We start from the raw sequence: 25,683 nt of genomic DNA on the forward strand, positions 1-25,683 counted from the left end.
TCGCTTGTTGATCCGTATCAAATTTACGGATGTCCGAGGCGAAGGTTCCGTTACACGGTCGAAAGCAGGTAGGGGCGGAGCGTCCGGTTACTCGCGGAGCAGCTCATTAATGCCTGTTTTTGCGCGTGTTTGCGCATCGACCGTTTTGACGATGACAGCGCAGTACAGACTCGGCCCGGGCGTGCCATCGGGCAATGCCTTGCCGGGCAGCGATCCGGGCACGACTACGGCATAGGGTGGTACTTCGCCGCGATGGACTTCGCCCGTCGCGCGGTCGACGATCTTGGTCGAAGCGCCGAGGTATACGCCCATCGAAAGCACCGCGCCTTCGCCCACGCGGACGCCCTCGGCGACTTCGGCACGCGCACCGATAAAGGCACCATCACCGATGATGACGGGCTCTGCCTGTAGCGGCTCGAGAACACCGCCAATCCCGGCGCCGCCAGAGATGTGCACGTTCTTGCCAATCTGCGCGCACGAGCCGACTGTGGCCCATGTATCGACCATCGTGCCTTCATCGACATAGGCACCGATATTGATGAAGCTGGGCATCAGCACCGTGCCTGGCGCGATGTAGGAACCACGGCGTGCTACCGCGCCCGGCACGACGCGGAAACCCGCTTCGGCAAAGCGATCCTTGCCCCAGCCAGCGAATTTGGAGGAGACCTTGTCAAAGGCGGGCTTTCCTGCGCTGCCGCCTTCCATCACCCGGTTATCCTGCAGGCGGAATGAAAGGAGGACCGCCTTCTTCAGCCACTGGTTGACCTGCCAGCCGCCGTTGCCATCGGGCTCTGCCACGCGCGCGCTGCCATTATCGAGCATTTCGATGGCGCTATCGACGCTGCGGCGAACGTCACTATCGGCAGGGGTCAGCTCGGCGCGACGTTCCCATGCTTCTTCGATGGCTGAAACGAGTTCGGCAGTCATTCTACGTGGTCTCCTTTGATGCAGAATGCGGCTAGCTTCTTCGCAAGGCATGCACAAGACGCGACGTCCGGCGCATACGTAGCCGGACACCGAACCCTCTTGGCGAACAGGCTCAGCGCATCAGATCGCGGGTAAAATCGACAAGGCCTGTCTGGCGCGCGCGGCGCATACGCTCTGCCTCCAGAATCATGCGGACCTTGGCAAAGCACTGGTCGATATCATCGTTTACCACGACGTAGTCATACCCGTCCCAGTGGCTGATTTCATTGCGCGCGCGGGCCATTCGGCCTTCGATCACATCGTCACTATCGGTGCCGCGACCGCGCAGGCGATCTTCCAGTTCCTCGATACTCGGGGGTAGAAGGAAAACGCGGACAACGTCTGTCTCCATGCGCTGGTAAAGCTGCTGGGTGCCCTGCCAGTCGATATCGAACAGGAAATCGCGCCCTTCTTTCAGGCCCGCTTTGATCTGTGCTTTCGGGGTGCCGTAATTGTTGCCGAACACTTCGGCCCATTCGACGAGCTCGCCGGCTTCCACCATGCGATCAAATCCGGCCTGATCGACGAAATGGTAGTCCTTGCCATCGACTTCACCGGGGCGCGGCGGGCGCGTGGTGACCGAGACCGACATTGCTATCTCGCCATCTTCTTCGAGCAGTCGCCGCGCAATGGTCGTTTTTCCCGTGCCCGATGGCGAGGAAAGGATGAACATCAGTCCACGGCGGTGCAGGCTTTGTGCTACGTCCATGCATTGCAATTGGCCGATGGGGCGGGGGCAATCAAGCCTTCACCGCAATTGTCGTCAGCTAGTCTTCACTGTTGGCCATGTCGCGAATGGTCTTGTTGCCCTGCCGGATCGCTTCGCGGCGGCGCTGGCTGCGGTCAAAAAGCGTCTTTGCGATCAGGCCCGTGGTCACGAGCGCCGCTCCTGGGAGCGAGCGGGTGGCAACCTTGGTGATTGCGAAGGCGGCAAGCGTGCTCATGGTGGAGCGGTTGTCGACCGCGTCTTGTGCCAGTTCCTTACCGTACTGTTTGCCGAGGATCGCTTTTTCGACCGTCATCCGTGAAATGCGGCCCACGCTGCGCAGGATGATGTCGTTGATCATCAGGTTGGTAGCGGCGTTGGGGCTGGGGCCGGGAACCGGCTCGCCCGTCGTGTGATCATCGCCGCCGGCTTCGCGCAGCGCGTCCGCAGCCTGATCGGTGATGTGATTGTCGGACATGGTGTTGCCCCCGTTCATGAGGCGAGCTGCGCCCCGGCGTTACTTCTTGCGACCGAAATCGACCGTGACGACATTGGAGCCGTCTTCACTCTGGGCAATGTCTGGCGCGCCGCCTTGTTCCGCTTCGCCGCTCCCGTCGTTCTCGGCATCCTCGTGTTCTGCGGGTTCCGCATCATCGACAGCTGCCTGGAACTGCAGGCCGAAATCGACTGCCGGGTCAACGAAGGCGGTTATGGCCGCGAAGGGGATCGATAGTTTTGAGGGGATCTGATTGAAGCTGAGGCCAACCGAAAAGCCCGTGTCGGTGACGTTCAGATCCCAGAACTTGTTCTGCAGGACAATCGTCATCTCGTCCGGAAAACGCTCGTGCAGGCTGGCGGGGATGTCCACGCCCGGCGCTGCGGTCTTGAACGTGATGTAGAAATGATGGCCGCCGGGTAGGGTGCCACCCGATTCCTCTACCGAGCCCAGGACGCGTCCGACGACAGCGCGCAGGGCTTCCTGCACGATCTCGTCATAGGGGATCAGGCTATCGGGCGTTTCGTCACTCATGCTTCGCTAGGTGGCGAGGGGCGCGTGGGAGGTCAAGCCGCAATCGGCGCACAATCCCCGCTATCATTAGGCCTTTAGGCGGTTTGCACCCTGTCACATTCGCCTTATAGGCATCACCCATGCGAACAGGCCGTATCGAACGAAATACCAAGGAAACCCGGATCGCTGTCGAGGTGAATCTCGACGGGACGGGCAGCTATGACATTTCCACCGGGATCGGTTTTCTCGATCATATGGTCGAACAGTTCAGCCGCCACTCGCTGATTGACGTGACGATGAAGGTCGATGGTGATCTTCATATCGACCAGCACCACACCACCGAAGACAGCGCGCTCGCGCTGGGCCAGGCTCTGGCAGAGGCGCTGGGCGACAAGGGCGGCATCGGCCGATACGGTGAAGCACATTCGCCGATGGACGAAACTCTGAGCCGCGTGGTTGTCGATGTGTCGGGCCGCCCGTGGTGTGTGTTCAAGGCGCGCTTCACGCAGGAAAAGCTGGGTGAATGGGACACGGAGCTGATCGAGCACTGGTTCCAGTCGGTTTCGCAAACGGCGGGCCTGACGCTGCACGTGCAGCAGCTCTACGGCAGCAACAACCACCACATTTGCGAGAGCATCTACAAGGGTTTTGCCCGCGCGATGCGACAGGCGGTCGAGCTTGATCCGCGTAAAGGTGGCGCGGTGCCGAGCACCAAGGGACAGCTGGGCGGTTAGGCGATGTTCGTAATCGATCTGGAATACGTCGTCCCGCTCGAACAGGTCGATGCGCTGCTCGATGCGCATAAAGCCCATTTGAAAGCCGGGCATGCCAGCGGTCATTTCCTGCTTTGGGGGCGCAAGCAGCCGCGCACCGGCGGCGTCATCCTCGCGAGCGGCGACCGCGCGGAAGTGGAGAGCCTCGCCAATCTCGATCCCTTCGTTACCGAAGGCGCTGCGCGTGTGACGGTGACCGAAATCGCTCCCGCTTTCGCCGCCGAGGGGCTGGAAAGCCTGCTGGCGTGACCATCGCGCTGATCGATTATGGCGCCGGTAATCTGCACTCGGTTCACAACGCCCTGAAGGCTGCCGGGGCGCAGGAGATTGCCGTCACCGATGATCCCAATCTGGTGCGTGGTGCACGGCGCATTGTGCTGCCCGGGGTGGGTGCCTTCGGGGCTTGCCGAGATGGCTTGTGGGCAATCTCCGGCATGGTGGAGGCGCTGGAAGAGCGGGTGATCGCGGATGGCGTGCCCTTCCTCGGCATTTGCGTGGGCATGCAATTGCTCGCAACTCGCGGGTTGGAGCATGGCATGCATGACGGACTTGGCTGGATTCCGGGCGAGGTCAAAGGGATTGAGCGGACCGATCCGGCCATAAAAGTGCCGCATATGGGCTGGAACGATGTCGTCCACGCGCATCACGGCGATGGCAGCGAACTGATTGACGAGGGCGAGGCCTATTTCCTCCACTCGTATCACTTCCAGCCCGACGAAGGTCGCCACATTGCCGCGATGACCGATCACGGCGGCGGTCTTGTCGCCGCAGTCGCGCGCGGCAATATCCTCGGCGTGCAATTCCATCCGGAAAAGAGCCAGCAATACGGGCTGGACCTGCTCCGCCGTTTCCTAGATTGGGATCCGCAATGATTGTTTTTCCAGCCATCGATCTCAAGGGCGGCGAAGTCGTACGGCTTGCTGAGGGCGATATGGATCGCGCGACCGTTTACGGAGATGATCCGGCGGCGCAGGCGATGCTTTTTGCTGAGGCGGGTGCCGAGCATGTCCACGTCGTCGATCTAGACGGCGCCTTTGCCGGCGAAAGCCGCAACCGCGCGGCGGTGGAAGCGATTGTCGAGCGGTTCCCCGGCTACGTGCAACTGGGCGGCGGTATTCGCGATGCGGCGGCAGTCGAAGGATGGTTCAACCTTGGTGTGGCGCGGCTGGTGATTGGCTCTGCAGCGCTCAAGAACCCTGATTTCGTCAGGCAAATGGCGCGCGAATGGGAAGGCGGCATCGTTGTCGCCGTGGACGCGCGCGATGGTATGGTCGCGACCGAAGGCTGGGCTGAAGTATCCGACGTTCCGGTCGAGGACATGGCGCGCCGGTTCGAGGACGCAGGCGTCGCCAGCCTACTGTTCACTGATATCGGGCGTGACGGCTTGCTGAAAGGCTGCAACGTACAGGCAACGGTAGAGTTGGCGCGCATGGTCGATATCCCGGTGATTGCCAGTGGCGGGGTGAAGGGACTGGACGATATCCATATGCTCGCGCTGCAGGCCGATCAGGGCATCGAAGGCGTGATCACGGGGCGCGCGCTTTACGAAGGGCGGCTGGACCTTGCGACCGCTATTGCGATGGCGAACCGGTAATGGGCGGGCTTGTCTTCTGGATACTCGCGTTGGTCGTCACGGTAATCGTGATCGCCGGGTTGAGGAACAAGCTTGCGAACAGCTCTAGCGTAGTGGTCACCGGCAAAGGGGTTTTGAAAACCCACAATGTCGAGGCCAAGTTCCGCAGTGATACCGGGTATCACGGCAAGCTGGGGCAGGATCGCTGGAGCGATGGGCAGGAACGGTTTTCGCTGCGGTTGAGCAAGCTTGGCAGTGATCACGATGGCAAGCTGCAGCTTTTCCGCAATGGTGAACAGGTGTCTGAATTTGACGTGTCGGGAAGCGCGATTGATTTCGCGTGGAAGGGCATGTCGAGAGAGGCGATCCCCCTTTTTGCTATCGGCGATCAATTGCGCGTCGATGTCGGCTCTCTGTCGATCACCGCTACGGTTGAGGCGGATTAAGCCATGACTGTTACCGACGCCGGATTTGTTGGTAGCGGTGTCATGTTGGCGACGGCGATCATGGATGCGGTGCGCGGGCGATCAGGCCTCGGTAAATATCGGCTGACGAAGGAACGCTCACCTGATCGTTTCTGGATGGCCGTTGTGCTCTACTTCAACATGGCGTTCCTGCTGTTCTGGGCGAGCGGGCGCGCCCTTGAAGCGGCGGTTGATGAGGAGCCGCAAGAGCACACAGTGACCTTTACGATTGCACCCGGAGAACCGACATGAGTGGCTATCAGATCGACCTGCTCTTTGCGCTTGGCCTGCCATTGATTGGCATCATCCAAGCCGGGTTCCTCTGGTATGATGCGCGTGCCGGTCGCGTTCGGATCACGCCGATGCACCACATCGAAAAGCGGGAGAACCCGCGCGCCTACGCCATCGCGCTCGCGGTCAATATCTTGCTCATTGCTTTCGTGTTTCTGGTTGGCGCCTACTACATCGCGTCGGTGATCTGATGACCGTTCGTATCCGCGTCATTCCCTGCCTCGACGTGGCCGATGGCCGCGTGGTGAAGGGCGTTAACTTCGTCGATCTGAAAGATGCCGGAGATCCGGTCGAGCAAGCGCAGGCCTACGATGCTGCGGGAGCGGACGAGCTATGCTTCCTTGATATCTCCGCCAGCCATGAAGGGCGCGGGACTTTGCTCGACATTGTCCGGCGCACGGCAGAAGTGTGCTTTATGCCGTTGACCGTTGGCGGCGGTGTGTCCAGCGTGGAGGATGCGCGCAGACTGCTGTTGGCCGGGGCTGACAAGGTTGCGGTGAATTCGGCGGCTGTAAAGCGACCCGAAATCATGGCCGACATTGCCGACAAGATGGGCAGCCAGTGCGCGGTTGCCTCGGTCGATGCGCGCAAGGTGGAAGCGGACCGTTGGGAGATTTTTACCCACGGTGGTCGGCGCGAAACCGGCATTGATGCGGTGGATCATGCCGTGCGGCTGGCGGAGCTTGGTGCGGGTGAACTTCTGGTGACCAGCATGGATGGCGATGGCACGCAGGCGGGATACGACCTTGAGCTGACGCGCGCGATTGCTGATTCGGTTTCGGTGCCCGTTGTCGCGAGTGGCGGCGTGGGCAATTTGCAGCATCTGGTCGATGGTGTGGTGAAGGGCGGGGCGAGTGCGGTGCTTGCTGCCAGCATTTTCCATTTCGGTAGTTACACCATTGCAGAGGCGCACGCGGCACTTCGTTCGGCAGGACTTCCGGCGCGAAGTAGCTGATAATTAGGCGTTAACTTTTTAGGTGCCGTTACGAATGCCACTCCCTTGGCAATACAAGTATTTACACTTGCCAGCGGTCAGGTCCCGCAGCGGGACAGTGCTATTGGTACCATTGTGCAACGCCGAAAAAAGGCGGATTTTGTAACCCATGCTCCTTCGCATCATTCCCCCCGCTGTGCTCGCCTTGATAGCATCTCCTGCGATGGCCGCGGGGACCGCGCAGGTCCCCGAAGGTTCCAGCGTCACGCTGTTCGCTCTGGGCGTTATCGGAGTGATCATCGGGCGGCGTCTTTCAATGCGCAAATCGGACGGTCAGGACGACTGACACCATTCGGCGGTTGACGCAGACGCGCGGCTTCGCGCATTGCCAATCCCGATGGATACACTCACCCGCCTCGAAAGCACGATTGCAGAGCGCCGCGTCGCGTCGCCAGATGCCAGCTATGTTGCCAAGCTCAATGCAAAGGGCCTTCCCAAGATTGCTGAGAAGGTGGGAGAAGAGGCCACCGAAACGGTCATCGCCGCGCTGACCGGTAGCGATGCAGAGCTGACCGGAGAGGCAGCCGACCTGCTCTTCCACCTGCTGGTGTTGCTGGGCGCAAAGGACATTCCGCTATCCGCCGTCCTGGCAGAGCTGGACCGTCGCGAAGGCGTGTCAGGCCTCGATGAAAAGGCCGCGAGGGAGCAGGACTGATGCCAATCGATCCGACCGAGGCTTATGACCCGGACAACATTTTCGCCAAGATCCTGCGGGGAGAGATTCCGTGCAACAAGGTCTATGAAGACGATCACGCGCTCGCCTTCCATGACATCAACCCGCAGGCCGATGTGCACATCCTTGTCATTCCCAAGGGCGCCTACGTCAGTTGGGATGATTTCTCTGCCAAGGCATCTAACGAGGAAATCGCCGGTTTCGTCCGCGCAGTTGGCCACGTGGCGCGTGATCGCGGCCTCGTGGTGCGCGGGTATCGTGTACTCGCCAATATCGGCCGCAACGGCGGGCAGGAGGTGCCGCATCTGCACGCGCATCTGTTCGGTGGCGGGCCATTGGGGCCGATGCTCGCGCGCTAACGTGACTCCATCCGTCGCGGCAAAGATTCGCTTGGGCGATTAACCCTCTTTTGCGCGCAGCTTTACATCTGTAAGCACGCGTTCATCTATGGACGCGCAAATGCAGCCACCCTCCGGCCAGATCGACGGGTCACGACACCTCTATCCGGTGCGTGTTTTCTTTGAGGATACAGACCTGTCCGGCATCGCCTATCACGCGAATTATCTGAAATGGTGCGAGCGTGCGCGTTCCGACATTTTGAGACTGCTCGGCATAGACCAGCGCGCTGCCAACGAGGCGGGCGAGGGGTTCTATGCCGTGTCAGAAGCGAACATCAAATGGCGCCGTCCAGCGAAGCTGGATGACGTGCTGACCGTGGTGACAACCTGCGATCAGGTGCGCGCGGCAAGCTGCAATATGGCGCAGAAGGTGTTCCGCGGCAGTGAATTGCTGTGCGAGATTGATATTGTTGCGGCCTTCCTTGCCGCCGACGGCCGCCCCAAGCGGCAACCTGCTGCGTGGCGGGATGCCTTTGAGACCTTTGTGACGAAAGAGAGCGAATGAGCGTTTTGAACATCCTTGCTGTCAGTGCCCCGACACGGCTCGATCCGATCGAGCTGTTTATGCAGGCCGACATCGTCGTGCAGGTGGTAATTGCCGGACTGGTATTTGCTTCGATCTGGGTGTGGGCGATCATCTTCGGTTTCGGTCTACGCATGGGCAATACGCGGCGCAAATGCGATGCGTTTGAGGATGAATTCTGGTCGAACGATGATCTCGACAGCCTGCTCGATGCGCGGCGGACGAAGGACAATCCGTCTGCCCGAGTAGCCTCCGCCGGAGTCAACGAATTCCGTCGCAGCCACAAGGCGGGGCTGAAAGACCGAGAAGCCGCGCGCGGCAGGATCGCGCAGGCAATGGAAGGTCAGGTCGCCTATGAATCCGACAACCTCGCGAACCGGCTGAACTTCCTCGCCACCGTCGGCTCGGTCGCGCCGTTTGTTGGCCTGTTCGGTACTGTTTGGGGCATCATGAACAGCTTCTTCCAGATTGGCTTGCAGCAGAACTCTTCGCTCGCCGTGGTGGCCCCCGGCATCGCGGAAGCGCTGTTCGCCACCGCTATCGGCCTGTTCGCCGCGATCCCTGCGGTGATCGCTTACAACCGCCTGTCGAACACCGTGAACGGCTTTGAGGCGCGCCTGACCCGCTTTGCCGACCGTGTCTCCGCACAGATCAGCCGCGAAATGGAAGCTGTCTGATGGCGATGGGAATGGCAGGCGGCAGGCGCGGGCGGCGGCATGGCCACCGGCGTGCGCCGATGGCCGAGATCAACGTCACGCCTTTCGTGGACGTGATGCTGGTGCTGCTGATTATCTTCATGGTCACCGCGCCATTGCTTGCCAGCGGCGTGCCCGTTGACTTGCCTGAAAGCCGCGCCAATCCGGTTGATCAGGAGCCTGACCAGATAACCGTCGCCATCGATAACGCAGGCTTCGTTTATATCGATGATGTGCGGATTGAGACTGGCGCTCTGCCACAGGCGCTCGACTCGCTTGCAGGACCGGAGGGTGCGGAGCGCCCACTCGTCAATCTACGTGCCGATCGCAATATTGACTGGGGCCGCGCAATGGCGGTGATGGGAGAGCTGAACAGCGCCGGTTTCAACTCGATCTCTCTGATCACCGCCAGTGCTGCCGCTCCATTGGAAGCCACTGCGCCTGACAGCGGTGGTGAGCTTGAGAGCGTGGCGGTAACGCCCGGTTCAGGCGCGGCTGAATAGCCCAAGCGATTATGGCTGCTCTCGCCCACCAGTCCACGGAAGAGCGCATCGGCATCGGTGCAGCAGTGGTTGCGCATGTCGCGCTCGCTGCCGGACTGGCGTGGGTGGCACAGCAGCGTGACATGGCTCCGAATGCTCCGCCCGAACGCATTGCGGTGAGCCTGGCGAGCGAAGTCAGCCTCGAGTCCACCGCGCCCGATCCCTCGGCAGAGCCAGCCGCAAGCATGGCGCCGGAACTAAGTGATCTGCCTACTCCGCCAGAAGCTATAGTGGTCCCGCAACCCGCTCCAGAAGTCCGCCCGACGCGGACCCCGCGCGTCGCTCCTACAAGCCGGCCGACCACGCGTTCTGCACCCACTCCCGCGCCGACGCCAACGGCTACGCAAAGGCCGCAGGGCAGCAGACTCAACGACAACTTCCTTGAAGGGACGAGCACCGCTGATGGCAATCGCGGATCTCCGGCTGCGACATTCGGGCCGCGCGAACGCGCTGCACTTGCTTCTGCCATCACACGCCAGTTGCGACCGCATTGGAGCGCGCCATCGGGTGTCGATGTCGACCAGCTGGTGAGCGTCGTTTCCTGGAGGCTCAACCGCGATGGTTCATTGTCCGGTCGCCCTCGCTGCGTCACCCAGCGCGGTATCAACGATTCCAACCGTCCGCAGGCCTCGCTTCACTGCGAGCGCGCAATTCGCGCGGTTCAGCTTGCCGCACCTTTCAACTTGCCCGACCAGTTCTATAGTCGTTGGGACGACCTCGAGTGGGACTTCGACCGGAGATTGTAATGCGTAAGTTTAGTCTTCTCACCGTTATCGCGTTGCTGTTCTCAGCTCCGGTTGCCGCGCAGGATGATCTCGATCCATCGGGCATGGATGAGCAGGAGCCTGTCGCGACGGCGGATCAGGATGATGACGGGCCACTGCGTGGCACGGTAACGGACGATAGCGCGTGGCAGGACCTCGGCATCGCCATTGCCTCTTTCGCTACCAATGATGACGTACCCACACCTGCCAATGCGTCCGGCACCGCGGCGCTCGGCCTCGAACTCGCGCGCGTTGTTTACAACGATCTGCGTTTCAACGGCTTGTTCCGCCCTGTCGGCCCCGACGCCTTGCCGCGCCCTTCTTACGCCCAGATAACCGCGCCTGCTTTTGGCACCTGGCGCGGGCGTTCGGCAGAGATGCTGGTGCACGGTTTTGTCCGCGCCAATGGTGACGGCCGTCTGACCGTCGGCTGTTATCTTTATGACGTGGCGCTGGAGACCGAGCTGGTCCGCGAGGGCTGGGTCGTATCGCCCGCCGAGTGGCGCCGTGCGGCGCACCGCTGTGCAGACCTCGTCTATTCGCGCCTGTCGGGTGAGAGCCCGTTCTTTGATAGCCGCATTGCCTACATCGCCGAGACTGGTCCCAAGGATAACCGCGTCAAGCGCCTCGCTATTATGGATAGTGACGGGGCGAACCATCGCTTCATCACCAATGGTCAGTCTACCGCGCTATCGCCGCGCTACTCGCCGGACTACTCGCGTATCGCTTACCTTAGCTATGTTGACGGCAACCCGCGTATCTACGTTTACGAGATTGACAGCGGACGTCAGACGCTGGTGACCGACAGTCCCAATCCCACCTTTGCCCCGCGCTGGAGTCCGGATGGCCGCTGGATTCTCTATTCGATGGCCGTGGCCGGGAATACGGATATTTACCGCGTCTCTGCTTCCGGCGGCGGCTCGCCACAGCGCCTGACCTCTGGCCCGGCGATTGAAGTAGGCGGTTCTTACTCGCCCGACGGCAGTCGGATCGTCTTCGAAAGCGACCAGTCGGGCAGCCAACAGTGCTACATCATGGATGCTGATGGATCGAACCAGAGGCGGATCAGCTTCTTCGGCGGGCGCTGTGCCACGCCCGAATGGAGCCCGCGTGGCGACCAGATTGCCTTCACGCACATCGCCGGCGATTTCCGCATCGCGGTGATGAACCCGAATGGGCGTAACATGCGCCAGCTTACCAATGCGTGGCACGATGAGGGCCCCAGCTGGGCACCCAATGGCCGCATCATCCAGTTCTTCCGGACCGAGCGCAATTCGGGCGATACGAGCATCTGGCAGGTGGACCTGACAGGTGAAAACGAACGCCGTTTGCGCACGCCGGTTGGCGCGTCAGACCCGGCTTGGGGACCGGTTTTGCCGTAAGTGTGTTATATCCTCGTGGGGCCGCAAAGTTCAAAGAGTACCCATTCATAGGTTCAAGGAGAGCCACAAGATGAATCGCATCGTTCTTGCCGTTACCGTTTCCAGTGCTCTGGCACTTGGTGCCTGTAGCCGTACGCCACCCGAAGTAACGCCCGATCCGCCGCAGGATGTCGTCACAACTCCCGCGCCTACACCGACGCCGACCCCGATGGGGCCACAGCCGGGTTCGCAAACGCACTTCGCGCAGGCCATGCAGGGTGCGGACACGATCTACTTTGATACCGATCGCTACAACATCGATAGCGAGGATGCGGCCGCACTGCGCCGTCAGGCCGAATACATGCTCCAATACACCGGCAGTCGCGCGACTGTGGAAGGCCATGCCGACGAACGTGGCACGCGGGATTATAACCTCGCGCTGGGAGAGCGCCGTGCCAATGCAGCGAAGAACTATCTCGTCAGCCTTGGCGTGCCTGAAAGCCGGCTCCGCACCGTCAGCTACGGTGAGGAACGGCCCGTAGCGACTGGATCGAACGAAAGCGCCTGGGCGCGCAATCGCCGCGCGGTGACGGTGATGATCACTCCCTGATCCGTATGCGTGGGCGCAAGGCCGTACAGCAACGGCCAGACAGGGCGCGGTGGCTTCGGCTACCGCGCCCTTTTTGCTTCCGGCCAAGAGGCAGGTTCACGAAACGGTGAAGAGCGCCTATAGGGGCGGCGTGCTGAATTGTTGGGACAATCTGTAATGGCCCGGTCAGGTCGTTCAAACGACTGGGGCTTTCCGCGCTGGCGTGGCTATGAGGATAGCCGCGAGGCAGCGACCGTACGCTTGTGCGATCGCCACGGATGCGAGGAGAAAGGCGATTGCCCGGCGCCCAAGAGCCCCAACAGCCCGGACAAGTGGTATTTCTGCCAGCGCCATGCGGCTGAATACAACAAAGGTTGGGACTATTTTGAAGGTCTCGACAAGGAAGAGGCGGCCAAACGTGCGAAGGCGGAGCAAGCCGAAAGCGCGGGCTACGCCGAGGCGCAGCACTATGGCTGGAGCGGCAGCGGTGACGGATCGCGTTCGGCAGATGAAATGCGCGCGCTGGAGGTGCTGGAACTGGAAGCCGATGCCGATTTCGAAGCGATCAAGCGCGAATGGCGCGCACGGGCGAAGAAGGTTCACCCCGACGTGAAACCGGGCGACAAGGAAGCGGCGGAAGAATTCCAGAAGCTCCAGCTCGCCTATGAAGTGCTCAAAGCTGCTGAAGAGCGGCGCGAGTGGAAGGGATAAATCCTCCCGCAGTCTAAGGGCTGACCCGTAGACTGTACAACACCCGGTTTTTGCCGCTCCTGGGTATTCCTCACGCGCAGAACGGAGCGCGCATGATCGGAAATACCCGTAGTAAATCTGGCTTTATGTTGTCTCAGCCAGCCAACGATGTGATGTGCGCATCGGCAATCCGGCTGGCAGCGGCTGTGATCGTGGTGGCACTCGCTTTCTTTGCGCTGGCATCTTTTTCTATCGAACTGACCCGCGATGGAGGGCGAATAGCGGCGGTCTGGGTGCCCAATTCCGTTTTACTCGTTCTGCTCCTGCGGGGTCGGAAAGAGCATATCCCGTTCTATCTTGGCGCCGCCTTTGCCGGCAATATCTGTGCCAACCTGTTTGTGGGAGACGATCCGTGGTTTGCCGTTGGATTGGCGCTTTCCAACCAGATCGAGATGCTCACGCTTCTCTACGTCATGGCCCGTTTGCGGTGTACAAAGCCCGATTTCACGCGCTCGCGTGACATTGTTGTTTTTGTCGGTGCGGCATTGGCAGCAGCAGCGGTTTCCGGCTTGGCAGCATCTGCTGTCATACGCGCAGGGGCACCGTCCGATGTTGTCGCGCAATGGTGGACCTGGACGAGGGCGGATGGCCTTGGACTTCTGCTCATCGTGCCATCAATCATGATCCTGATAGATGCGGCAAAGCAGTGGCGCCAGGTTACGCGCAAAAAGCTGATCGAAGCACTGCTTGTCATAGCCTTTGGTACCGGGGCGAGCGCCTATGCTTTCTGGCAGAGCGAATACCCCCTTCTGTTTCTTGGTGCACCATTGGTAATCCTTTACGCCATGCGACTGGGGCCGGCGGGAAACTCGATCGCGCTGCTTAATCTCGCCATCGTATCAACGATTGCCACAACGCTGGGGCATGGACCAATTCACCTGATCGAAGGCTCGCTTGCCGAAAAGGCGATGGTCCTGCAATTTTTCCTCGCCAGCAGTTTTGTCGTCTGTCTGCCGATTGCATCGCTGTTGCGGCGCCAGCTTGAGGTTGCAGAGACAAAATCCCGCTTCCTGGCAGTGATGAGTCACGAAATCCGCACACCGATGAACGGTGTCATCGGCTTCACCGATCTGTTGATGCAGACCAACCTCGACGAGACCCAGCGGATATACGTGCAACGCATTGCAGACTCGGGCGAGAGTATGACCCGTCTGCTCAATGACATCCTCGATTTTGCGAAGCTGGAAAGTGGCCGAATGGCACTCGAAAAAGAGGCTGTGGACCTGCATCACCTGCTGGAAGCTGTCACGGAACTGTTCCGCGGGGCAGCGCAGACCAAGGGCATTGCGCTGTCTTGCAAGATCGGCGCGAACGTACCGCCGATGATGGAGGGCGACTCATTGCGCTTGCGGCAGCTGCTGTCCAACCTGGTCGGCAATGCGGTGAAGTTTACAGAAACAGGTGCGGTTAGTGTGCGTGCGCAGATGCGGGGCCCGCATTTGTGCATCGCCATTCAGGATACTGGTATTGGCATTCCGGAAGACCGGTTGGATCGTGTCTTCGGCACATTCGAACAGGTCGATCAAAGCACCGCGCGGCGGTTTGGTGGATCGGGTCTGGGGCTGGCGATCTCAGCAGACCTTGTGCGGCTGATGGGCGGGCGGATCAGCGTTCAATCCGAGCCCGGTGTCGGTTCAACCTTTCAGGTCACGCTTACCCCGACGCTGCCATCCGCCGCGCTTTCTGCGGCCTGATCATGCATCAATTGCCGATGAAGCTGCCGATGTAGACGGTGTCATTGTCCGTCTCTGTGCTGGCGACAGAGAACAGGATCACGACCTCGTCTCGGTCGGGGCCGGCAAGCGCACCTGCGTAGGTGCCCTCAAGCGAATTGGCCGTGTCGGTGAGCGCGCCACCAAAACCTTCATTGTTGACGACTCCGCGCGTCGTCGTGGTGCCATTCGTTGTTGTAGTGACTTTCTCCATCACCAGCGTGGCTACGACAACCGGTGAGCCACTGCTCGAATCGATAATCTCGATTGTGCCGGATACGGCATCGTCGCCGTCGGCATCGTCCGCATCCACCGTAAAGGTGATGTCTGCGGCGGACAGATCGCCGCGCATGGTCGTGCCAGGAGTGCCGCCCTCTACCAGAACGCTGCCAGTGTAGCTTAGATCGGTATCCAGATCGTCCGTCGTCGTGACGGTGTTGAAGAACACGGTCGAGCGATTGGCGTTGAGCGTTCCATCAACCGTATCGCGCGTGAATGCATCGTCACGCGAATAGTTCACGCGCAAGACGTGAGTGAATGGCCGGTCAAGGAATAGCGATTCACCCGTACGTGCATAGGTGCGAGTGCTGGCCGTGCTGGAATCGAGATCCGCATCGGTGAATTCGACCGGATTGGTGAGGTCGGGGAAGGCGAAGCGAGCCAGTTCCGGAGAGAACTGAAGCAGAACCGAGGCCGATCCATTTACGCGCGATGCGCCGTTGAAATTTTGGTCCGTTGAGCCATCGGGCGTGAAATAGGCGAAAATGGCATTCGCGTTGTTGGAATTTGCTTCGAAACCCGCCGTCAGATCAAAGTCAATCGTCCCGGAACTTGGCGTAGGAGTCGGTGTCGCCGTGCTCGTATCCGTTGGCGTTGGGGTTGGCGTGTCATCACCGCCGCATGAGGTGACCAATGCGCCGCAAGCTGCAACGCCGATGAGAAGACCGATTTTCCGGATCACGCTATTTCCCGTCCGATTCCTGAAGTTTTTGCGATCATGCGCTATCAAAGCTTTCCCTTAGCTGTCTGAAAGGCGGCGGGGCAAGGTGCGAAGCGAAAAGCTGGGCTTTTTAGCCCGATTTTACCCCCTTCAACCGCGTTGCAGACGCGCGGCAAGGGCTTTCACCATGCTCTCGCCCCAGCCTGGGCCTTGTTCGGGGTAAAGGAAAGGCTCGATTAGCTCGGCCTCCATCACCGCCAATTCACCCGAGGGAACGCGCACCATATCGATCCGCGCATAGAGTGGATTGCTGAACGGCAGAGCATTGACCACGCCCTGCGCGCGAATGAGGTCACCAGGTGAAGGGGTGAATGTGCGCTCGGTTCCGCCGAACAGCGACTGGATGCGATATTCGCCCTCGGCGGCATGCTTGCTGACGCCATGCGAGAATTCGCCATCGACGAAAATGAAGGAGAACTCTCCCTCCTCCACGATAGCGGGGAGGAACGGCTGGATCATGCATGGCTTTCCCATGCGCCAGCTGCGTTCGGGCAGGGCAGCACGGGTGAAACTGTGTTGGTCCAGACCACCTGCGCCCACCTGGCGTTTTACGACCACCCTGTCGGTGTCGAAGTGCTTCATCGCCGCGAGTATCTCTTCGCACCCCGCATCATCGTGCCAGAGCGTGGGGACAGTGCTCACCCCGGCTTCGGCGAGCTGGGCGAGATAGCGTTTGTCACTGTTCCAGCGCACCACATCGGGCGGATTGCAAATAATGATTCCGCGCGCTTCCAGCTCTTCCAGCCGCGCGAGGAACTCTGCCTGATGGTCCTGATAGTCCCACGCCGTGCCGAGTAGGACTAGCGCGCACCCGTCGAACTCTTCGATGGGTGCGCGCCAATCTATCTCGACCAGATTCAATCCCTGCGACGCAAGCGCAGGGCGAAGTGCCTCAACCTGCAGATCGTGCTCGAAGGCATCGCCGCGCCGATCCTTGCCGCCGGGCAAGGTCTCGGCGCAGGCGAGGAAGCCGATCCGCTTCACGCCGGTCAGACGGCAGCGAGAGCCTGATCGAAGTCGGCGATCAGATCATCCGGGTCTTCGATGCCGATCGATACACGTACAAGATTGTCGGTAATGCCGAGCATCTTCTTGCGCTCATCCGGTACAGAGATGTGCGTCATGCTGAACGGGTGGCTGGCGAGAGTTTCGGTGCCGCCCAAGCTCACTGCCAGTTTAGCGACTTTCAGCGCGTCCAGGAAGCGATAGCTTTCTGGCTCTCCGCCCTTGATGAACAGCGAGAACGTTGAACCTGCACCCAGGCAGTGGCGATCATAGATATCCTGCTGGCGGGCATCCTCGATCATGCCGAGGTAGCCAAGGCCTTCAACCTTGGGGTGGCCCTTCAGGAAAGCGCAGACCTTCTCGGCATTCTCGCTCGCGCGCTGCATGCGCAGCTCTACCGTTTCAAGGCTGCGGAGCAGCATCCACGCGGTGTTGGGATCGGCAATGCCCCCCATCGTGTTGCGCATGGCACGGATCGCGTCGATCCACTTCTTGCCGCCGGTAATGCCGCCTGCGACCAAATCTGAATGGCCGCCGACATATTTGGTGAGCGAATAGACCACCAGATCAGCGCCGTGCTCGAGCGGACGCTGCCAAAGTGGGCCGAGGAAGGTGTTATCGATTGCGATGGGACAACGCGCAGGGTCGAAATGCGCATCGCGTGCTTCTTTCACAGCCTGGATATCGACCAGCGCATTGGTAGGATTGCCCGGGCTTTCCAGATAGATCAGCGGCACTTCGCCGCCCTGTTCCTCTGCCTTGGCCTTGGCTGCCTTCATCACCTCATCCAGCTCTTCCGGAGAAGCGCCGGCAGGAAATGGAATATAGGTGACGCCATAGCGGGCCATGACTTTTGCAATGAAGCCTTCCGATGCGGCGTAAAGCGGACCCGAATGCACGATCACGTCGCCCGAATTGCAAGCGGCGAGGATCAGCACGGAGATCGCGCTCATCCCGCTGGAGAAGCACAGTGCGTCCTCTGCGCCGTCCCAGATGGCGAGCCGGTCTTCGAGGATTTCCTGGTTCGGTCCGTTGAAGCGCGAATAGACGAGTCCGTCCTTCGGCCCTTCACGCATACCGGTCTGTTCTTCGAAATGACGCCGGCCCGCGGCGGCATTTTCAAACACGAAGGTGCTGGTAAGGAAGATGGGAACCTTGATCGAGTTTTCGGAAAGCGCCGGGTCATAGCCGTGCCCCATCATCAGCGTGGCCGGCTTCATTTTCCGACCACCGATCTCGGTGACCTCGGGCTTGGGCTTCCGGCGCGGTGTGGGGGTATCGACCGCATTCATGGGGTCGTGCGTATTGTTGGCCATAAGTGGCTCCTTCCTCGGGTCTCACCCCTAGGAAGGCAGGGGCCAAAAATAGCCGCCAGGGCGCCCGTTTCTAACCTCCGCAGAAACGCTTCTCCGCCAACGGCGATAATCGATGGCGTGATTATCGCGATGCGTCATTCTTCGCAAGAGCCTGTACGGCGTCGATCAACCAAGCAATGGCGCGATGGCAAAGACGACCGCCACGATCACGAAGACACCGACCACATCGAGCGTGAGACCGGCTTTGATAAGGCGCGGAAGCGCGATCCTTCCGGTCGACCAGGCAATGGCGTTCGGCCCTGTTCCGGCTGGAAGCACGAAGCCCCAGCTTGCCGCGAGCGCCACGGGCATGGCGAGCAGAAGCACCGTCTCCGCATCGCCGCCAATCGCGACAGCCAGAGCAGCGACCACAGGCATGATGCCGCTTGCCGTCGCGACGTTGCTGGCGAACTCGGTAATCAGTACCACCATCGCCACCAGCGCGATGGCGATCAGGAACAGTGGCACTCCGGCGAGCGGCAGCAACGCATTGCCCAGCCAGTCTGCCAACCCTGTCCGCATCATTGCCCCTGCCAGTGCGAGGCCACCGCCGAACATCAGCAACACGCCCCACGGCGCACGATCCGCCTCGTGCCATTCGAGCATTCGGCGACCCGTGCCATCCGGAAGTATGAACAAGGCGAGGCTTGCAGCAATGGCGATGGTGCCATCTGTCATCGCGCCTTCAGGCAAGTAGGGGGCTGCAAATCCGCGCAGCATCCAGGCGAGGAATGTCACCACGATCACCGGAACCAGTCGCCTTTCCGCGCTGCTCCATTCACCAGGGGGGTCAATCGCGGCACGCGCGGCAGGAATATCGAACGGGTGCGAGGAAATGCGCTGCACCTTGGCGATGATGAAGGCGGCGATGGGAATGCCGATCACAACGATGGGCATGCCGAACATCGCCCACACGGCGAAGGTGATCTCCACACCTGAAATCTCGCGCAGCAGGTCTGCGCCAATGGCATTGGTAGGTGAGCCGATGATTGTTCCAAGTCCGCCGATGCTCGCGGCGAAAGCGAGACCCATAGGTAGTGCGCCGAAGAGGCCTTCTTGTTGGCCTGCCGCCTCGCTACTTGAGGCCGGTTGTTTTCCTTCCAGTGTCGAGCCTCCAGCCAGCACCGCAAGAGCCATCGGCATCATGATCAGCGCGGTCGAGGTGTTGGAAATGATGTTGGAGAGGGTCGCCGCTGCCACCATGAAGCCAAGCAGCAGGCCAAATTCCCCTCCACGCCCGCCGATCCGGTCGAGGATCCATGCGGCAAGGCGCTTGTGCAGCCCTGTGCGTTCGATAGCGAGCGCAAGGAAAGCTCCGCCCAGCAGCAGGAAGATGATCGGGGAGTAGTAATCGCCCGCCACTTCGCGCGCGCTTCCGCCGCCAAAGAATGGTGCGATGATAAAGGGCAGCAGACCGGTGACCGGCAGCGGCACTGCCTGCGTCATCCACCAGGTTGCCATCCACGCGACAAGGCCGGCGGCGTTCCATGCAGGAGCTTCCATCCCGGCCGGAGCGGGCAACAGGATGGTCAGCGCAAAAAGTGCCGGGCCAAGCCAAAAGCCGATACGTGTGGCTGCCATATTTCCCCTCGCGTCCTCTCTGGGCTAGGGTTCTATCTGGATGTGAGAATTGGGCAAGGAGGTGCGCATGGCAGAGGGCAAGGTTCTGGGGATTGGCGGATTGTTTATCCGGTCAAAGGACCCGGCGAAACTGTCTGCATGGTATCGTGATCACCTGGGCATCGCGGCGACCGAGAGCGGCCAGCCCACGCCCGATGGCGAATGGGTATGGATGCAGGACGCCGGACCAACCGTCTTCGCCGGGTTCAAGGCGGATACCGACTATTGGCAGAGCGAACGGCAAGTGATGCTCAACCTGCGTGTCGAGGGGCTCGAAGCTTTGCTCGAGCGGCTGGCCGATGCGGGTGTCGAACACACGCACCGCGAGGGCATGGAAGGCGTTGGCGAATTTGCGAGGATCGAAGACTGCGAGGGCAATCCCATCGAGTTGTGGGAGCCTGCATAGCTATTCACTCTAGCGCGCTGCGTCGTCGCTTGGCACAACACCGCGCATGGCTGTCAAAACCGTTGCAATGCTCACCGCAGGGGGTCTCGCGCCCTGTCTTTCCTCCGCCGTTGGCGGGCTGATCGAACGCTATACCGAGGTCGCGCCGGAAATCCGGCTGATTGCTTATCGCAATGGCTATGCGGGGTTGTTGACGGGTGATTATGTCGAGGTGCCGGACCGCGTTCGTAAGACTGCCGGGCGCCTCCATGCCTTTGGTGGTAGTCCCATCGGCAACAGCCGGGTCAAGCTCACCAATGTCGATGACTGCGTAAAGCGCGGGCTGGTGAAGCCGGGCGAGAACCCGCTCAAGGTCGCCGCCGAGCAACTGACGCGCGATGGTGTGGACGTGCTACACACCATCGGCGGGGACGACACCAATACGGCGGCGGCAGACCTTGCTGCTTACCTGAAAGCCAACGGATATGACCTGACCGTGGTTGGCCTGCCCAAAACCATCGACAACGATGTGATACCGATCAAGCAGTCACTCGGTGCTTACACGGCGGCAGAGCAAGGCGCGGTCTACGCCCGCAACATTATCGCCGAACACTCGGCCAATCCGCGCATGCTGATCGTGCACGAGGTGATGGGGCGCCACTGCGGCTGGCTGACCGCGGCGACGGGCTATGCGCACCATTCATGGGTAAAAAGCGCACCCTTTGCCGAATGGCCAGAAAACGCTGCTGCGCGTTGGGACGTGCACGGCGTCTACGTCCCCGAACGCCCCATCGACATCGCTGCCGAGGCCGAGCGTCTCAAAGCCGTGATGGACGAAAACGACGGCGTGAACCTGTTCGTGTCCGAAGGCGCGGGGGTCGAGGAAATCGTCGCCGCGATGGAAGCTGCTGGCGAAGACGTGCCGCGCGATGCCTTCGGCCATGTGAAGCTCGACAAGGTGAACCCTGGCCAGTGGTTTGCCGAGAAGATCGCCAGCGAAGTGGGCGCCGAAAAAGTGCTGGTGCAGAAGAGCGGATACTTCTCACGATCGGCCCCGGCGAACGAAGCTGACTTGGCGCTCATCAAGGCCTGCACCAACCTTGCCGTCAGCGCAGCCCTGCGCGGCGAGTCCGGCGTAGTGGGGCAGGATGAAGAGCGCGGCGACGAACTGCGCGCCATCGAATTCGAGCGGATCAAGGGCGGCAAGCACTTTGATCCGGGTCAGGAATGGTTCGTCGAACTGCTGCGCGATCTGGGGCAGGGTTAGCGCGTCTATTCTGTGCGCGGTACGCAGGCTGAGCGCGTTTCCCAAGTGACGTGGAACCAGTCATGCGCGATGCCATCTGACAGGTCTCGGAACACAAAAGCGAATTCTTGGCCTTGCACGCTTTGAAAAGCGCCCTCGCGCAGCAAGGTGAAATCACAGATAGCGCTAGTTTGATCGTCACCGGTAAACCGGCAGCTGGCGCTGTCAACGGCGAGCTCTGGCGTTACGAAGTCAGCAAATTCGTCGTCATACGGATGGTCGGGGTCGTACACGACCTCACCTTCTTCAAAGGCGCACGCGCGAGCAATTGCTGCGGGCGTTATCTGTTCGCAAGCACGCACGCGGTCACCGCTACTGGCGCGACGGTAACGACCGTTCTCATCAGTCTGATGAATTGCGGACAAACCACATTGTGGTGCCCTGGGCACCACTTCGCCGTCCACGATCTGGACGGGTGAGATCAAGAGCGGAATGTTATCCGAGTGCTCGGCAGCACAGCCTGCCAGAGAAGCAAGGAGGAGGAGCGGCGGCAGCGTTTTCGCTTTCATCGCATCCTCCCCTTCGCAATCCTCTTACTTCGGTGCGAGCACCATCAGCATCTGGCGGCCTTCGAGGCGAGGGAAGGCTTCGACCTTGGCGATTTCCGCCACGTCGTCCTGCACGCGCTTGAGCAGATCCATGCCCAGGTGCTGGTGTGCCATTTCACGTCCGCGAAAGCGCAGGGTGACCTTCACCTTATCGCCATTGTCGATGAACTTGTTCACGTTGCGCATCTTCACATCGTAATCGTGCGTGTCGATGTTCGGGCGCATCTTCACTTCCTTGATGTCCTGCGTCTTCTGCGTCTTGCGCGCGGCGTTCGCCTTCTTCTGCGCTTCGTAGCGGTACTTGCCGACATCGAGGAATTTGCACACCGGCGGGTTCGCATTGGGCGAAACCTCGACGAGATTCAGGCCCTTGTCTGCGGCCTGCTCGATCGCCTCTTCGGTGTACATAACGCCGAGATTCTCGCCTTCGTCATCGATGACGCGGACCTTCTCGGACTGGATAAACTGGTCATATTTCGGGCCGGATTTGACCGGCGGTGCCATATTGCGGCGGGGTGGACGTGGTATGTTGCTGCTCCTGTAGCGATTTGATTCTGGGGTCTATGTAAGGACTAACGCCCGCAAACGCTAGTAATTACGCTGCTTCACGCCACAAGGGGAAACGAGCGAGCTTTTTGCCCGCCGGAACCAGTGCATCGACCGCGCTGGCGGGCTGCAGCGCTTTGAGGATAGCCGGATCGGCCGCGTTCATCCCACCGGTGAGTGCTCCGAAGGCGGGAAGGATCATGCGTCCGGCACCGTCTTTGCGCGACGAAACCACGGCGCAGGCGCGGCGAATGCGGCGTTTGCGGATCTCGACTTGAACCTTCGGGTGGAAGTGCCCGGAAAGCTCGGGCCGCGTCTCTCCCGGTTTGGCGATATGGCGGAGGACCGTTCCGCCGACCTCCAGTTCCTCGACCACGGTGCCGCCGCTCTTTGTTTCCATCGCCGGATCGTGGTTGCCGGTGATCCACACCCAGTCGACGGCTCGGGTGAGGGCGCTCAGCATCCCCGCTGCATGCTCCTCCAGCCGCTGCGATCCGTCTGAATCGTGGAAATTGTCGCCCAGCGTGTAAAGCCGCCGCGCGCCGGTAATGCGGATAGCATCGGCCACCCGCTCCAGCGTTTCGCGGCTGTCATAAGGCGGCAGCATCTGCCCGTGGCGGGCATAGAAGCTCGCTTTCTCGAGGTGCAGGTCTGCCACCAGCAGCGCATTCTCGCGCGGCCAGAACATTGCCCGCGCACCGCCCTGCTGCGGCACGAGCACGAACTCGTCATCGCAAAACGGGAAGGCGAACGAAACGGGAACCATAAGTGTCACTTGCCGCCTGCCCACGCGTTTGGCAAGTGTGGCCGCAAGGATTTTGATCTCGTGCATAGCGGGATTGGGCACGAGCGGTCATCGCGCGCGCCGAAGGAGTATTTTCATGAGTGATTTGAGCAAGCAGACCCAGGCTGCCCGCACGTGGTTCGAAAGTCTGCGGGACCGCATCTGTGCCGAATTCGAAGCGATCGAGCGCGAGGCCGGATCGGACGCGAGCTTTGAATACAAACAGTGGGATCGCGACACAGGCGATGGCTCCGATGGCGGCGGCGGCACGCAGGGCCTGATGAAGGGCAAGGTGTTCGAAAAGGTCGGTGTCAACGTCTCGACCGTCTCGGGCGCGTTTAGTCCGCAGTTTGCCGATCAGATCAATGGCGCGAGTGCGGAGCAGCCCGAATTCACCGCCACTGGCATTTCGCTCGTCGCGCACATGCGCAACCCGCACGTGCCCAACGTGCATATGAATACGCGTTTCCTGACGACGCAGGCCGCATGGTTCGGCGGCGGGGCGGACCTCAATCCTGCGCTCCCCTATGACGATGACACCAAGCGATTTCATGCCCGCCTGCGCGCGGCATGCTCGGCGCACAATCCGACCTATTACGACAAGTTCAAGAAGTGGGCGGACGACTATTTCTTCATCCCGCACCGCAATGTCCACCGCGGCGTGGGCGGAATTTTCTACGACCACCTCGAATGCGATGACGACCCGTCATTCGACCGCAATTTCGCTTTCACAAAGGACGTGGGCGAGGCCTTCCTCGACGTGTACCCGCAACTGGTGCGTAGTCGGATGAAGACCGAATGGACCGACGAAGAGAAGCTCCAGCAACTCGAATGGCGCGGTCGCTATGCTGAGTTCAACCTCGTTTACGACCGCGGCACCCTGTTCGGCCTTAAGACCGGCGGCAATATCGACGCCATCCTGATGAGCCTCCCGCCCGAGGCAGTTTGGAGTTGATAAAGATCCAAACTGTCAAGGAATGGTGCGGCACCATTCTAATGTCGGCTTTCAGCGGAAGTCTGATTGTCGCTCTACTCTACGTCGCCGCCCTCTTCACCGGAGGCATGGCACTTGGGGCGGAGTTGCAGCCGCGAATCTTGGGCGAAATCTATATTCTGACAATTGTTCTTCTAGTCGGATACGGAATGTTGTGCGCCGTGCCGATCCTCGCCATTCTCGGCATTCCCGCGACATTACTTTTGCGCCGCTATGTCCGGAAATGGTGGTTCTTTGTCGCGGCAGCTTTAGCAGGTGGCACAATGGGGGCGCTGGTGAGCGTTCCTCTATCGGCCATTGCGTTGTCCGATCCAATCTATTGGGATTTGTTCAACGCCGGGTTCCTTGGCGGACCGATTGGCGTCTCTATTGGACTTTCTTGGGCATGGTTTGCGGGCCAAGTGGTCGAGAACGCCCGTTACTCAGGCGCGTAAACCCGCACCCAGTCCACTTCCATCGCGATCTCGCCCGCGGCGATCCGGTCTGCCGTTTCCTGCGGCATGCCGACATAGGGCTCTTCGATGCCGTTGATCTTGTAGGGGTAGATGCCGCCCACGGCGAAGTTCAGGATCACGCCTTGCGGGTTGTCGAACACCCATTCGCCGAAGAATTCGGTGTTGGTCTTGGGAATGCGGAAGGTGAGGACGTCGTCAACGAAGAATTCGATCACGTCCTCTTTCCACTCGACCGAGTAGACGTGCCAGTCGGTCACGTCCGATCCGTCGGTGAAATACTGCCGGTCGGCGATGCCCATATCGCCGGAATAGTCCGGCCCGTGCACGGCGACGCCAGTCCAGTCAGCCTCGCCCACATATTCCATAATGTCGATTTCGCCTTCGCTGGGCCACGGTGCGTCGGCGAGCAGCCAGAAGGCGGGCCAGACGCCGCGTGCATCGGGCATGCGGATGCGGGCTTCGGCGCGGCCATAGGTGAAGGTGAACTGCTCGATGCTCTCGATCCGGCCCGAGAGAAAATCGGCATTGCGCTCTTCGTTGGTGTCCTGCCCCGGCTGGTAGATCGGGCGCAGTACCAGAACGCCGCCATCAGCACCGTCCACACCATCGGCAAACTGGATGGTCTCGGGGGAGTCCACATAGGCCTGCTCTTCCCGGTTTACCCAGAAATCCATGCCGATGACGGACCATTTGCTACGATCCAGCTCTCCGTTGTTGAATTCGTCGGCAAAGATCAGCTCGCGATCCACGCGCGGGCTCGCCGCCGCGGCCGTGTCTTCAGGCGCGGAAGTGCCCGCTTCACAGCCGCTGAGTGTCAGCGCAGCGAGAAGCGTTATCGGCGCGGCGGATAGGAATGTGAACGTTCTCATATGGGCGCTCTACCCTCATAAGAGACGCTTGTC

Annotated in this window: 35 protein-coding genes; 23 read left to right on the top strand and 12 right to left on the bottom strand. The window is 60.6% G+C overall.

Annotation, left to right across the window (positions count from 1 at the left end):
• Window positions 1-87: 87 nt before the first annotated feature.
• The 4 genes from dapD to OOZ52_RS08170 all read right to left on the bottom strand — a co-directional run bounded on the left by dapD (window position 88) and on the right by OOZ52_RS08170 (window position 2,702).
• Entirely contained in the window at window positions 88-927 is an 840-nt protein-coding gene (gene dapD, locus OOZ52_RS08155) for a 2,3,4,5-tetrahydropyridine-2,6-dicarboxylate N-succinyltransferase (RefSeq protein ID WP_274698013.1), read from the bottom strand.
• 112 nt (window positions 928-1,039) lie between these two features.
• The gene (gene gmk / locus OOZ52_RS08160; RefSeq protein ID WP_274698014.1) at window positions 1,040-1,675 is read right to left on the bottom strand and encodes a guanylate kinase; all 636 of its coding nucleotides are present in this window, start codon (window positions 1,673-1,675) and stop codon (window positions 1,040-1,042) included.
• Between the two features lie 58 nt (window positions 1,676-1,733).
• Window positions 1,734-2,168 carry a hypothetical protein gene (locus OOZ52_RS08165; protein WP_274698015.1) on the bottom strand — a complete coding sequence of 145 codons (435 nt, stop codon included), beginning with the start codon at window positions 2,166-2,168 and terminating at the stop codon, window positions 1,734-1,736.
• Between the two features lie 21 nt (window positions 2,169-2,189).
• Window positions 2,190-2,702, bottom strand: a complete 513-nt coding sequence (locus tag OOZ52_RS08170; protein ID WP_274698016.1) for an SspB family protein — start codon at window positions 2,700-2,702, stop codon at window positions 2,190-2,192.
• 119 nt (window positions 2,703-2,821) lie between these two features.
• Here OOZ52_RS08170 and hisB point away from each other — a divergent pair, with 119 nt between their 5' ends.
• The 19 genes from hisB to OOZ52_RS08265 all read left to right on the top strand — a co-directional run bounded on the left by hisB (window position 2,822) and on the right by OOZ52_RS08265 (window position 14,765).
• Window positions 2,822-3,415 carry an imidazoleglycerol-phosphate dehydratase HisB gene (gene hisB, locus OOZ52_RS08175; RefSeq protein ID WP_274698017.1) on the top strand — a complete coding sequence of 198 codons (594 nt, stop codon included), beginning with the start codon at window positions 2,822-2,824 and terminating at the stop codon, window positions 3,413-3,415.
• A 3-nt stretch (window positions 3,416-3,418) separates the two neighbouring features.
• A complete protein-coding gene (locus OOZ52_RS08180; protein ID WP_274698018.1) occupies window positions 3,419-3,703 on the top strand; it encodes a YciI family protein in 285 nt (94 codons plus the stop codon).
• Window positions 3,700-4,326, top strand: coding sequence for an imidazole glycerol phosphate synthase subunit HisH (hisH, locus tag OOZ52_RS08185; RefSeq protein WP_274698019.1), 627 nt, complete (start codon window positions 3,700-3,702; stop codon window positions 4,324-4,326). Before OOZ52_RS08180 ends, hisH begins: the two co-directional genes overlap by 4 nt.
• Window positions 4,323-5,048 (top strand): 1-(5-phosphoribosyl)-5-[(5-phosphoribosylamino)methylideneamino]imidazole-4-carboxamide isomerase, encoded by a 726-nt coding sequence (gene hisA / locus OOZ52_RS08190; RefSeq protein WP_274698020.1) that lies wholly within the window; start codon window positions 4,323-4,325, stop codon window positions 5,046-5,048. Before hisH ends, hisA begins: the two co-directional genes overlap by 4 nt.
• Window positions 5,048-5,473, top strand: coding sequence for a hypothetical protein (locus OOZ52_RS08195; RefSeq protein ID WP_274698021.1), 426 nt, complete (start codon window positions 5,048-5,050; stop codon window positions 5,471-5,473). The genes hisA and OOZ52_RS08195 overlap by 1 nt, the downstream gene beginning before the upstream one ends.
• A 3-nt stretch (window positions 5,474-5,476) precedes the next feature.
• Entirely contained in the window at window positions 5,477-5,743 is a 267-nt protein-coding gene (locus OOZ52_RS08200; protein WP_274698022.1) for a hypothetical protein, read from the top strand.
• Window positions 5,740-5,973: a hypothetical protein gene (locus tag OOZ52_RS08205; protein ID WP_274698023.1), complete on the top strand. Its 234-nt coding sequence runs from the start codon at window positions 5,740-5,742 to the stop codon at window positions 5,971-5,973. Before OOZ52_RS08200 ends, OOZ52_RS08205 begins: the two co-directional genes overlap by 4 nt.
• On the top strand, window positions 5,973-6,737 hold the full coding sequence (hisF, locus tag OOZ52_RS08210; protein WP_274698024.1) for an imidazole glycerol phosphate synthase subunit HisF: 765 nt from the start codon (window positions 5,973-5,975) through the stop codon (window positions 6,735-6,737). Before OOZ52_RS08205 ends, hisF begins: the two co-directional genes overlap by 1 nt.
• 202 nt (window positions 6,738-6,939) lie before the next feature.
• On the top strand, window positions 6,940-7,062 hold the full coding sequence (locus OOZ52_RS08215; protein WP_274698025.1) for a hypothetical protein: 123 nt from the start codon (window positions 6,940-6,942) through the stop codon (window positions 7,060-7,062).
• Window positions 7,063-7,113: 51 nt separating this feature from the next.
• The gene (locus OOZ52_RS08220) at window positions 7,114-7,431 is read left to right on the top strand and encodes a phosphoribosyl-ATP diphosphatase (protein WP_274698026.1); all 318 of its coding nucleotides are present in this window, start codon (window positions 7,114-7,116) and stop codon (window positions 7,429-7,431) included.
• Window positions 7,431-7,808 (top strand): histidine triad nucleotide-binding protein, encoded by a 378-nt coding sequence (locus tag OOZ52_RS08225; protein WP_274698027.1) that lies wholly within the window; start codon window positions 7,431-7,433, stop codon window positions 7,806-7,808. The genes OOZ52_RS08220 and OOZ52_RS08225 overlap by 1 nt, the downstream gene beginning before the upstream one ends.
• A gap of 100 nt (window positions 7,809-7,908) precedes the next feature.
• Window positions 7,909-8,352, top strand: a complete 444-nt coding sequence (locus OOZ52_RS08230) for a YbgC/FadM family acyl-CoA thioesterase (RefSeq protein WP_274698028.1) — start codon at window positions 7,909-7,911, stop codon at window positions 8,350-8,352.
• Window positions 8,349-9,047, top strand: a complete 699-nt coding sequence (gene tolQ, locus OOZ52_RS08235) for a protein TolQ (protein ID WP_274698029.1) — start codon at window positions 8,349-8,351, stop codon at window positions 9,045-9,047. Before OOZ52_RS08230 ends, tolQ begins: the two co-directional genes overlap by 4 nt.
• Window positions 9,047-9,568 (top strand): ExbD/TolR family protein, encoded by a 522-nt coding sequence (locus OOZ52_RS08240; RefSeq protein ID WP_274698030.1) that lies wholly within the window; start codon window positions 9,047-9,049, stop codon window positions 9,566-9,568. Before tolQ ends, OOZ52_RS08240 begins: the two co-directional genes overlap by 1 nt.
• An 11-nt stretch (window positions 9,569-9,579) precedes the next feature.
• Window positions 9,580-10,353, top strand: a complete 774-nt coding sequence (locus tag OOZ52_RS08245; RefSeq protein ID WP_274698031.1) for an energy transducer TonB — start codon at window positions 9,580-9,582, stop codon at window positions 10,351-10,353.
• Window positions 10,353-11,753 (top strand): Tol-Pal system beta propeller repeat protein TolB, encoded by a 1,401-nt coding sequence (tolB, locus tag OOZ52_RS08250; RefSeq protein WP_274698032.1) that lies wholly within the window; start codon window positions 10,353-10,355, stop codon window positions 11,751-11,753. The genes OOZ52_RS08245 and tolB overlap by 1 nt, the downstream gene beginning before the upstream one ends.
• 70 nt (window positions 11,754-11,823) lie before the next feature.
• Entirely contained in the window at window positions 11,824-12,342 is a 519-nt protein-coding gene (gene pal, locus OOZ52_RS08255) for a peptidoglycan-associated lipoprotein Pal (RefSeq protein WP_274698033.1), read from the top strand.
• 156 nt (window positions 12,343-12,498) lie between these two features.
• Window positions 12,499-13,032: a J domain-containing protein gene (locus tag OOZ52_RS08260; protein WP_274698034.1), complete on the top strand. Its 534-nt coding sequence runs from the start codon at window positions 12,499-12,501 to the stop codon at window positions 13,030-13,032.
• A gap of 92 nt (window positions 13,033-13,124) precedes the next feature.
• A complete protein-coding gene (locus tag OOZ52_RS08265; protein ID WP_274698035.1) occupies window positions 13,125-14,765 on the top strand; it encodes a sensor histidine kinase in 1,641 nt (546 codons plus the stop codon).
• Window positions 14,766-14,772: 7 nt separating this feature from the next.
• Here OOZ52_RS08265 and OOZ52_RS08270 read toward each other — a convergent pair whose 3' ends face one another.
• The 4 genes from OOZ52_RS08270 to OOZ52_RS08285 form a co-directional block, all read right to left on the bottom strand.
• The gene (locus tag OOZ52_RS08270) at window positions 14,773-15,744 is read right to left on the bottom strand and encodes a hypothetical protein (RefSeq protein WP_274698036.1); all 972 of its coding nucleotides are present in this window, start codon (window positions 15,742-15,744) and stop codon (window positions 14,773-14,775) included.
• A gap of 129 nt (window positions 15,745-15,873) precedes the next feature.
• On the bottom strand, window positions 15,874-16,767 hold the full coding sequence (locus OOZ52_RS08275) for an ATP-grasp domain-containing protein (RefSeq protein WP_274698037.1): 894 nt from the start codon (window positions 16,765-16,767) through the stop codon (window positions 15,874-15,876).
• 5 nt (window positions 16,768-16,772) lie between these two features.
• Window positions 16,773-18,104 (bottom strand): cystathionine gamma-synthase family protein, encoded by a 1,332-nt coding sequence (locus OOZ52_RS08280; RefSeq protein WP_274698038.1) that lies wholly within the window; start codon window positions 18,102-18,104, stop codon window positions 16,773-16,775.
• 165 nt (window positions 18,105-18,269) lie between these two features.
• On the bottom strand, window positions 18,270-19,724 hold the full coding sequence (locus OOZ52_RS08285; protein ID WP_274698039.1) for an SLC13 family permease: 1,455 nt from the start codon (window positions 19,722-19,724) through the stop codon (window positions 18,270-18,272).
• A 67-nt stretch (window positions 19,725-19,791) separates the two neighbouring features.
• On the opposite strand from OOZ52_RS08285, the gene OOZ52_RS08290 reads away from it, so the two are divergent.
• The gene (locus tag OOZ52_RS08290) at window positions 19,792-20,169 is read left to right on the top strand and encodes a VOC family protein (protein WP_274698040.1); all 378 of its coding nucleotides are present in this window, start codon (window positions 19,792-19,794) and stop codon (window positions 20,167-20,169) included.
• Between the two features lie 46 nt (window positions 20,170-20,215).
• Window positions 20,216-21,415, top strand: a complete 1,200-nt coding sequence (locus OOZ52_RS08295; RefSeq protein ID WP_274698041.1) for a pyrophosphate--fructose-6-phosphate 1-phosphotransferase — start codon at window positions 20,216-20,218, stop codon at window positions 21,413-21,415.
• A gap of 5 nt (window positions 21,416-21,420) precedes the next feature.
• On the opposite strand, the gene OOZ52_RS08300 is transcribed toward OOZ52_RS08295, so the two are convergent.
• The 3 genes from OOZ52_RS08300 to pdeM all read right to left on the bottom strand — a co-directional run bounded on the left by OOZ52_RS08300 (window position 21,421) and on the right by pdeM (window position 23,314).
• On the bottom strand, window positions 21,421-21,963 hold the full coding sequence (locus OOZ52_RS08300) for a hypothetical protein (protein ID WP_274698042.1): 543 nt from the start codon (window positions 21,961-21,963) through the stop codon (window positions 21,421-21,423).
• Between the two features lie 24 nt (window positions 21,964-21,987).
• On the bottom strand, window positions 21,988-22,506 hold the full coding sequence (gene infC / locus OOZ52_RS08305) for a translation initiation factor IF-3 (protein WP_274698043.1): 519 nt from the start codon (window positions 22,504-22,506) through the stop codon (window positions 21,988-21,990).
• 91 nt (window positions 22,507-22,597) lie between these two features.
• Window positions 22,598-23,314: a ligase-associated DNA damage response endonuclease PdeM gene (gene pdeM / locus OOZ52_RS08310; RefSeq protein WP_274698338.1), complete on the bottom strand. Its 717-nt coding sequence runs from the start codon at window positions 23,312-23,314 to the stop codon at window positions 22,598-22,600.
• Window positions 23,315-23,429: 115 nt separating this feature from the next.
• Between pdeM and hemF the strand changes: the two genes are divergently transcribed.
• Both hemF and OOZ52_RS08320 read left to right on the top strand, forming a co-directional pair.
• Window positions 23,430-24,287, top strand: a complete 858-nt coding sequence (gene hemF / locus OOZ52_RS08315; RefSeq protein WP_274698044.1) for an oxygen-dependent coproporphyrinogen oxidase — start codon at window positions 23,430-23,432, stop codon at window positions 24,285-24,287.
• A complete protein-coding gene (locus tag OOZ52_RS08320; protein WP_274698045.1) occupies window positions 24,284-24,760 on the top strand; it encodes a hypothetical protein in 477 nt (158 codons plus the stop codon). The genes hemF and OOZ52_RS08320 overlap by 4 nt, the downstream gene beginning before the upstream one ends.
• On the opposite strand, the gene OOZ52_RS08325 is transcribed toward OOZ52_RS08320, so the two are convergent.
• On the bottom strand, window positions 24,745-25,650 hold the full coding sequence (locus tag OOZ52_RS08325; protein WP_274698046.1) for a glycoside hydrolase family 16 protein: 906 nt from the start codon (window positions 25,648-25,650) through the stop codon (window positions 24,745-24,747). The genes OOZ52_RS08320 and OOZ52_RS08325 overlap by 16 nt on opposite strands.
• Window positions 25,651-25,683 lie beyond the last annotated feature (33 nt).

Origin of the sequence: Aurantiacibacter sp. D1-12 (genome assembly GCF_028858515.1) — a bacterium.
In the GTDB taxonomy this organism is placed as follows: Bacteria; Pseudomonadota; Alphaproteobacteria; order Sphingomonadales; family Sphingomonadaceae; genus Alteraurantiacibacter.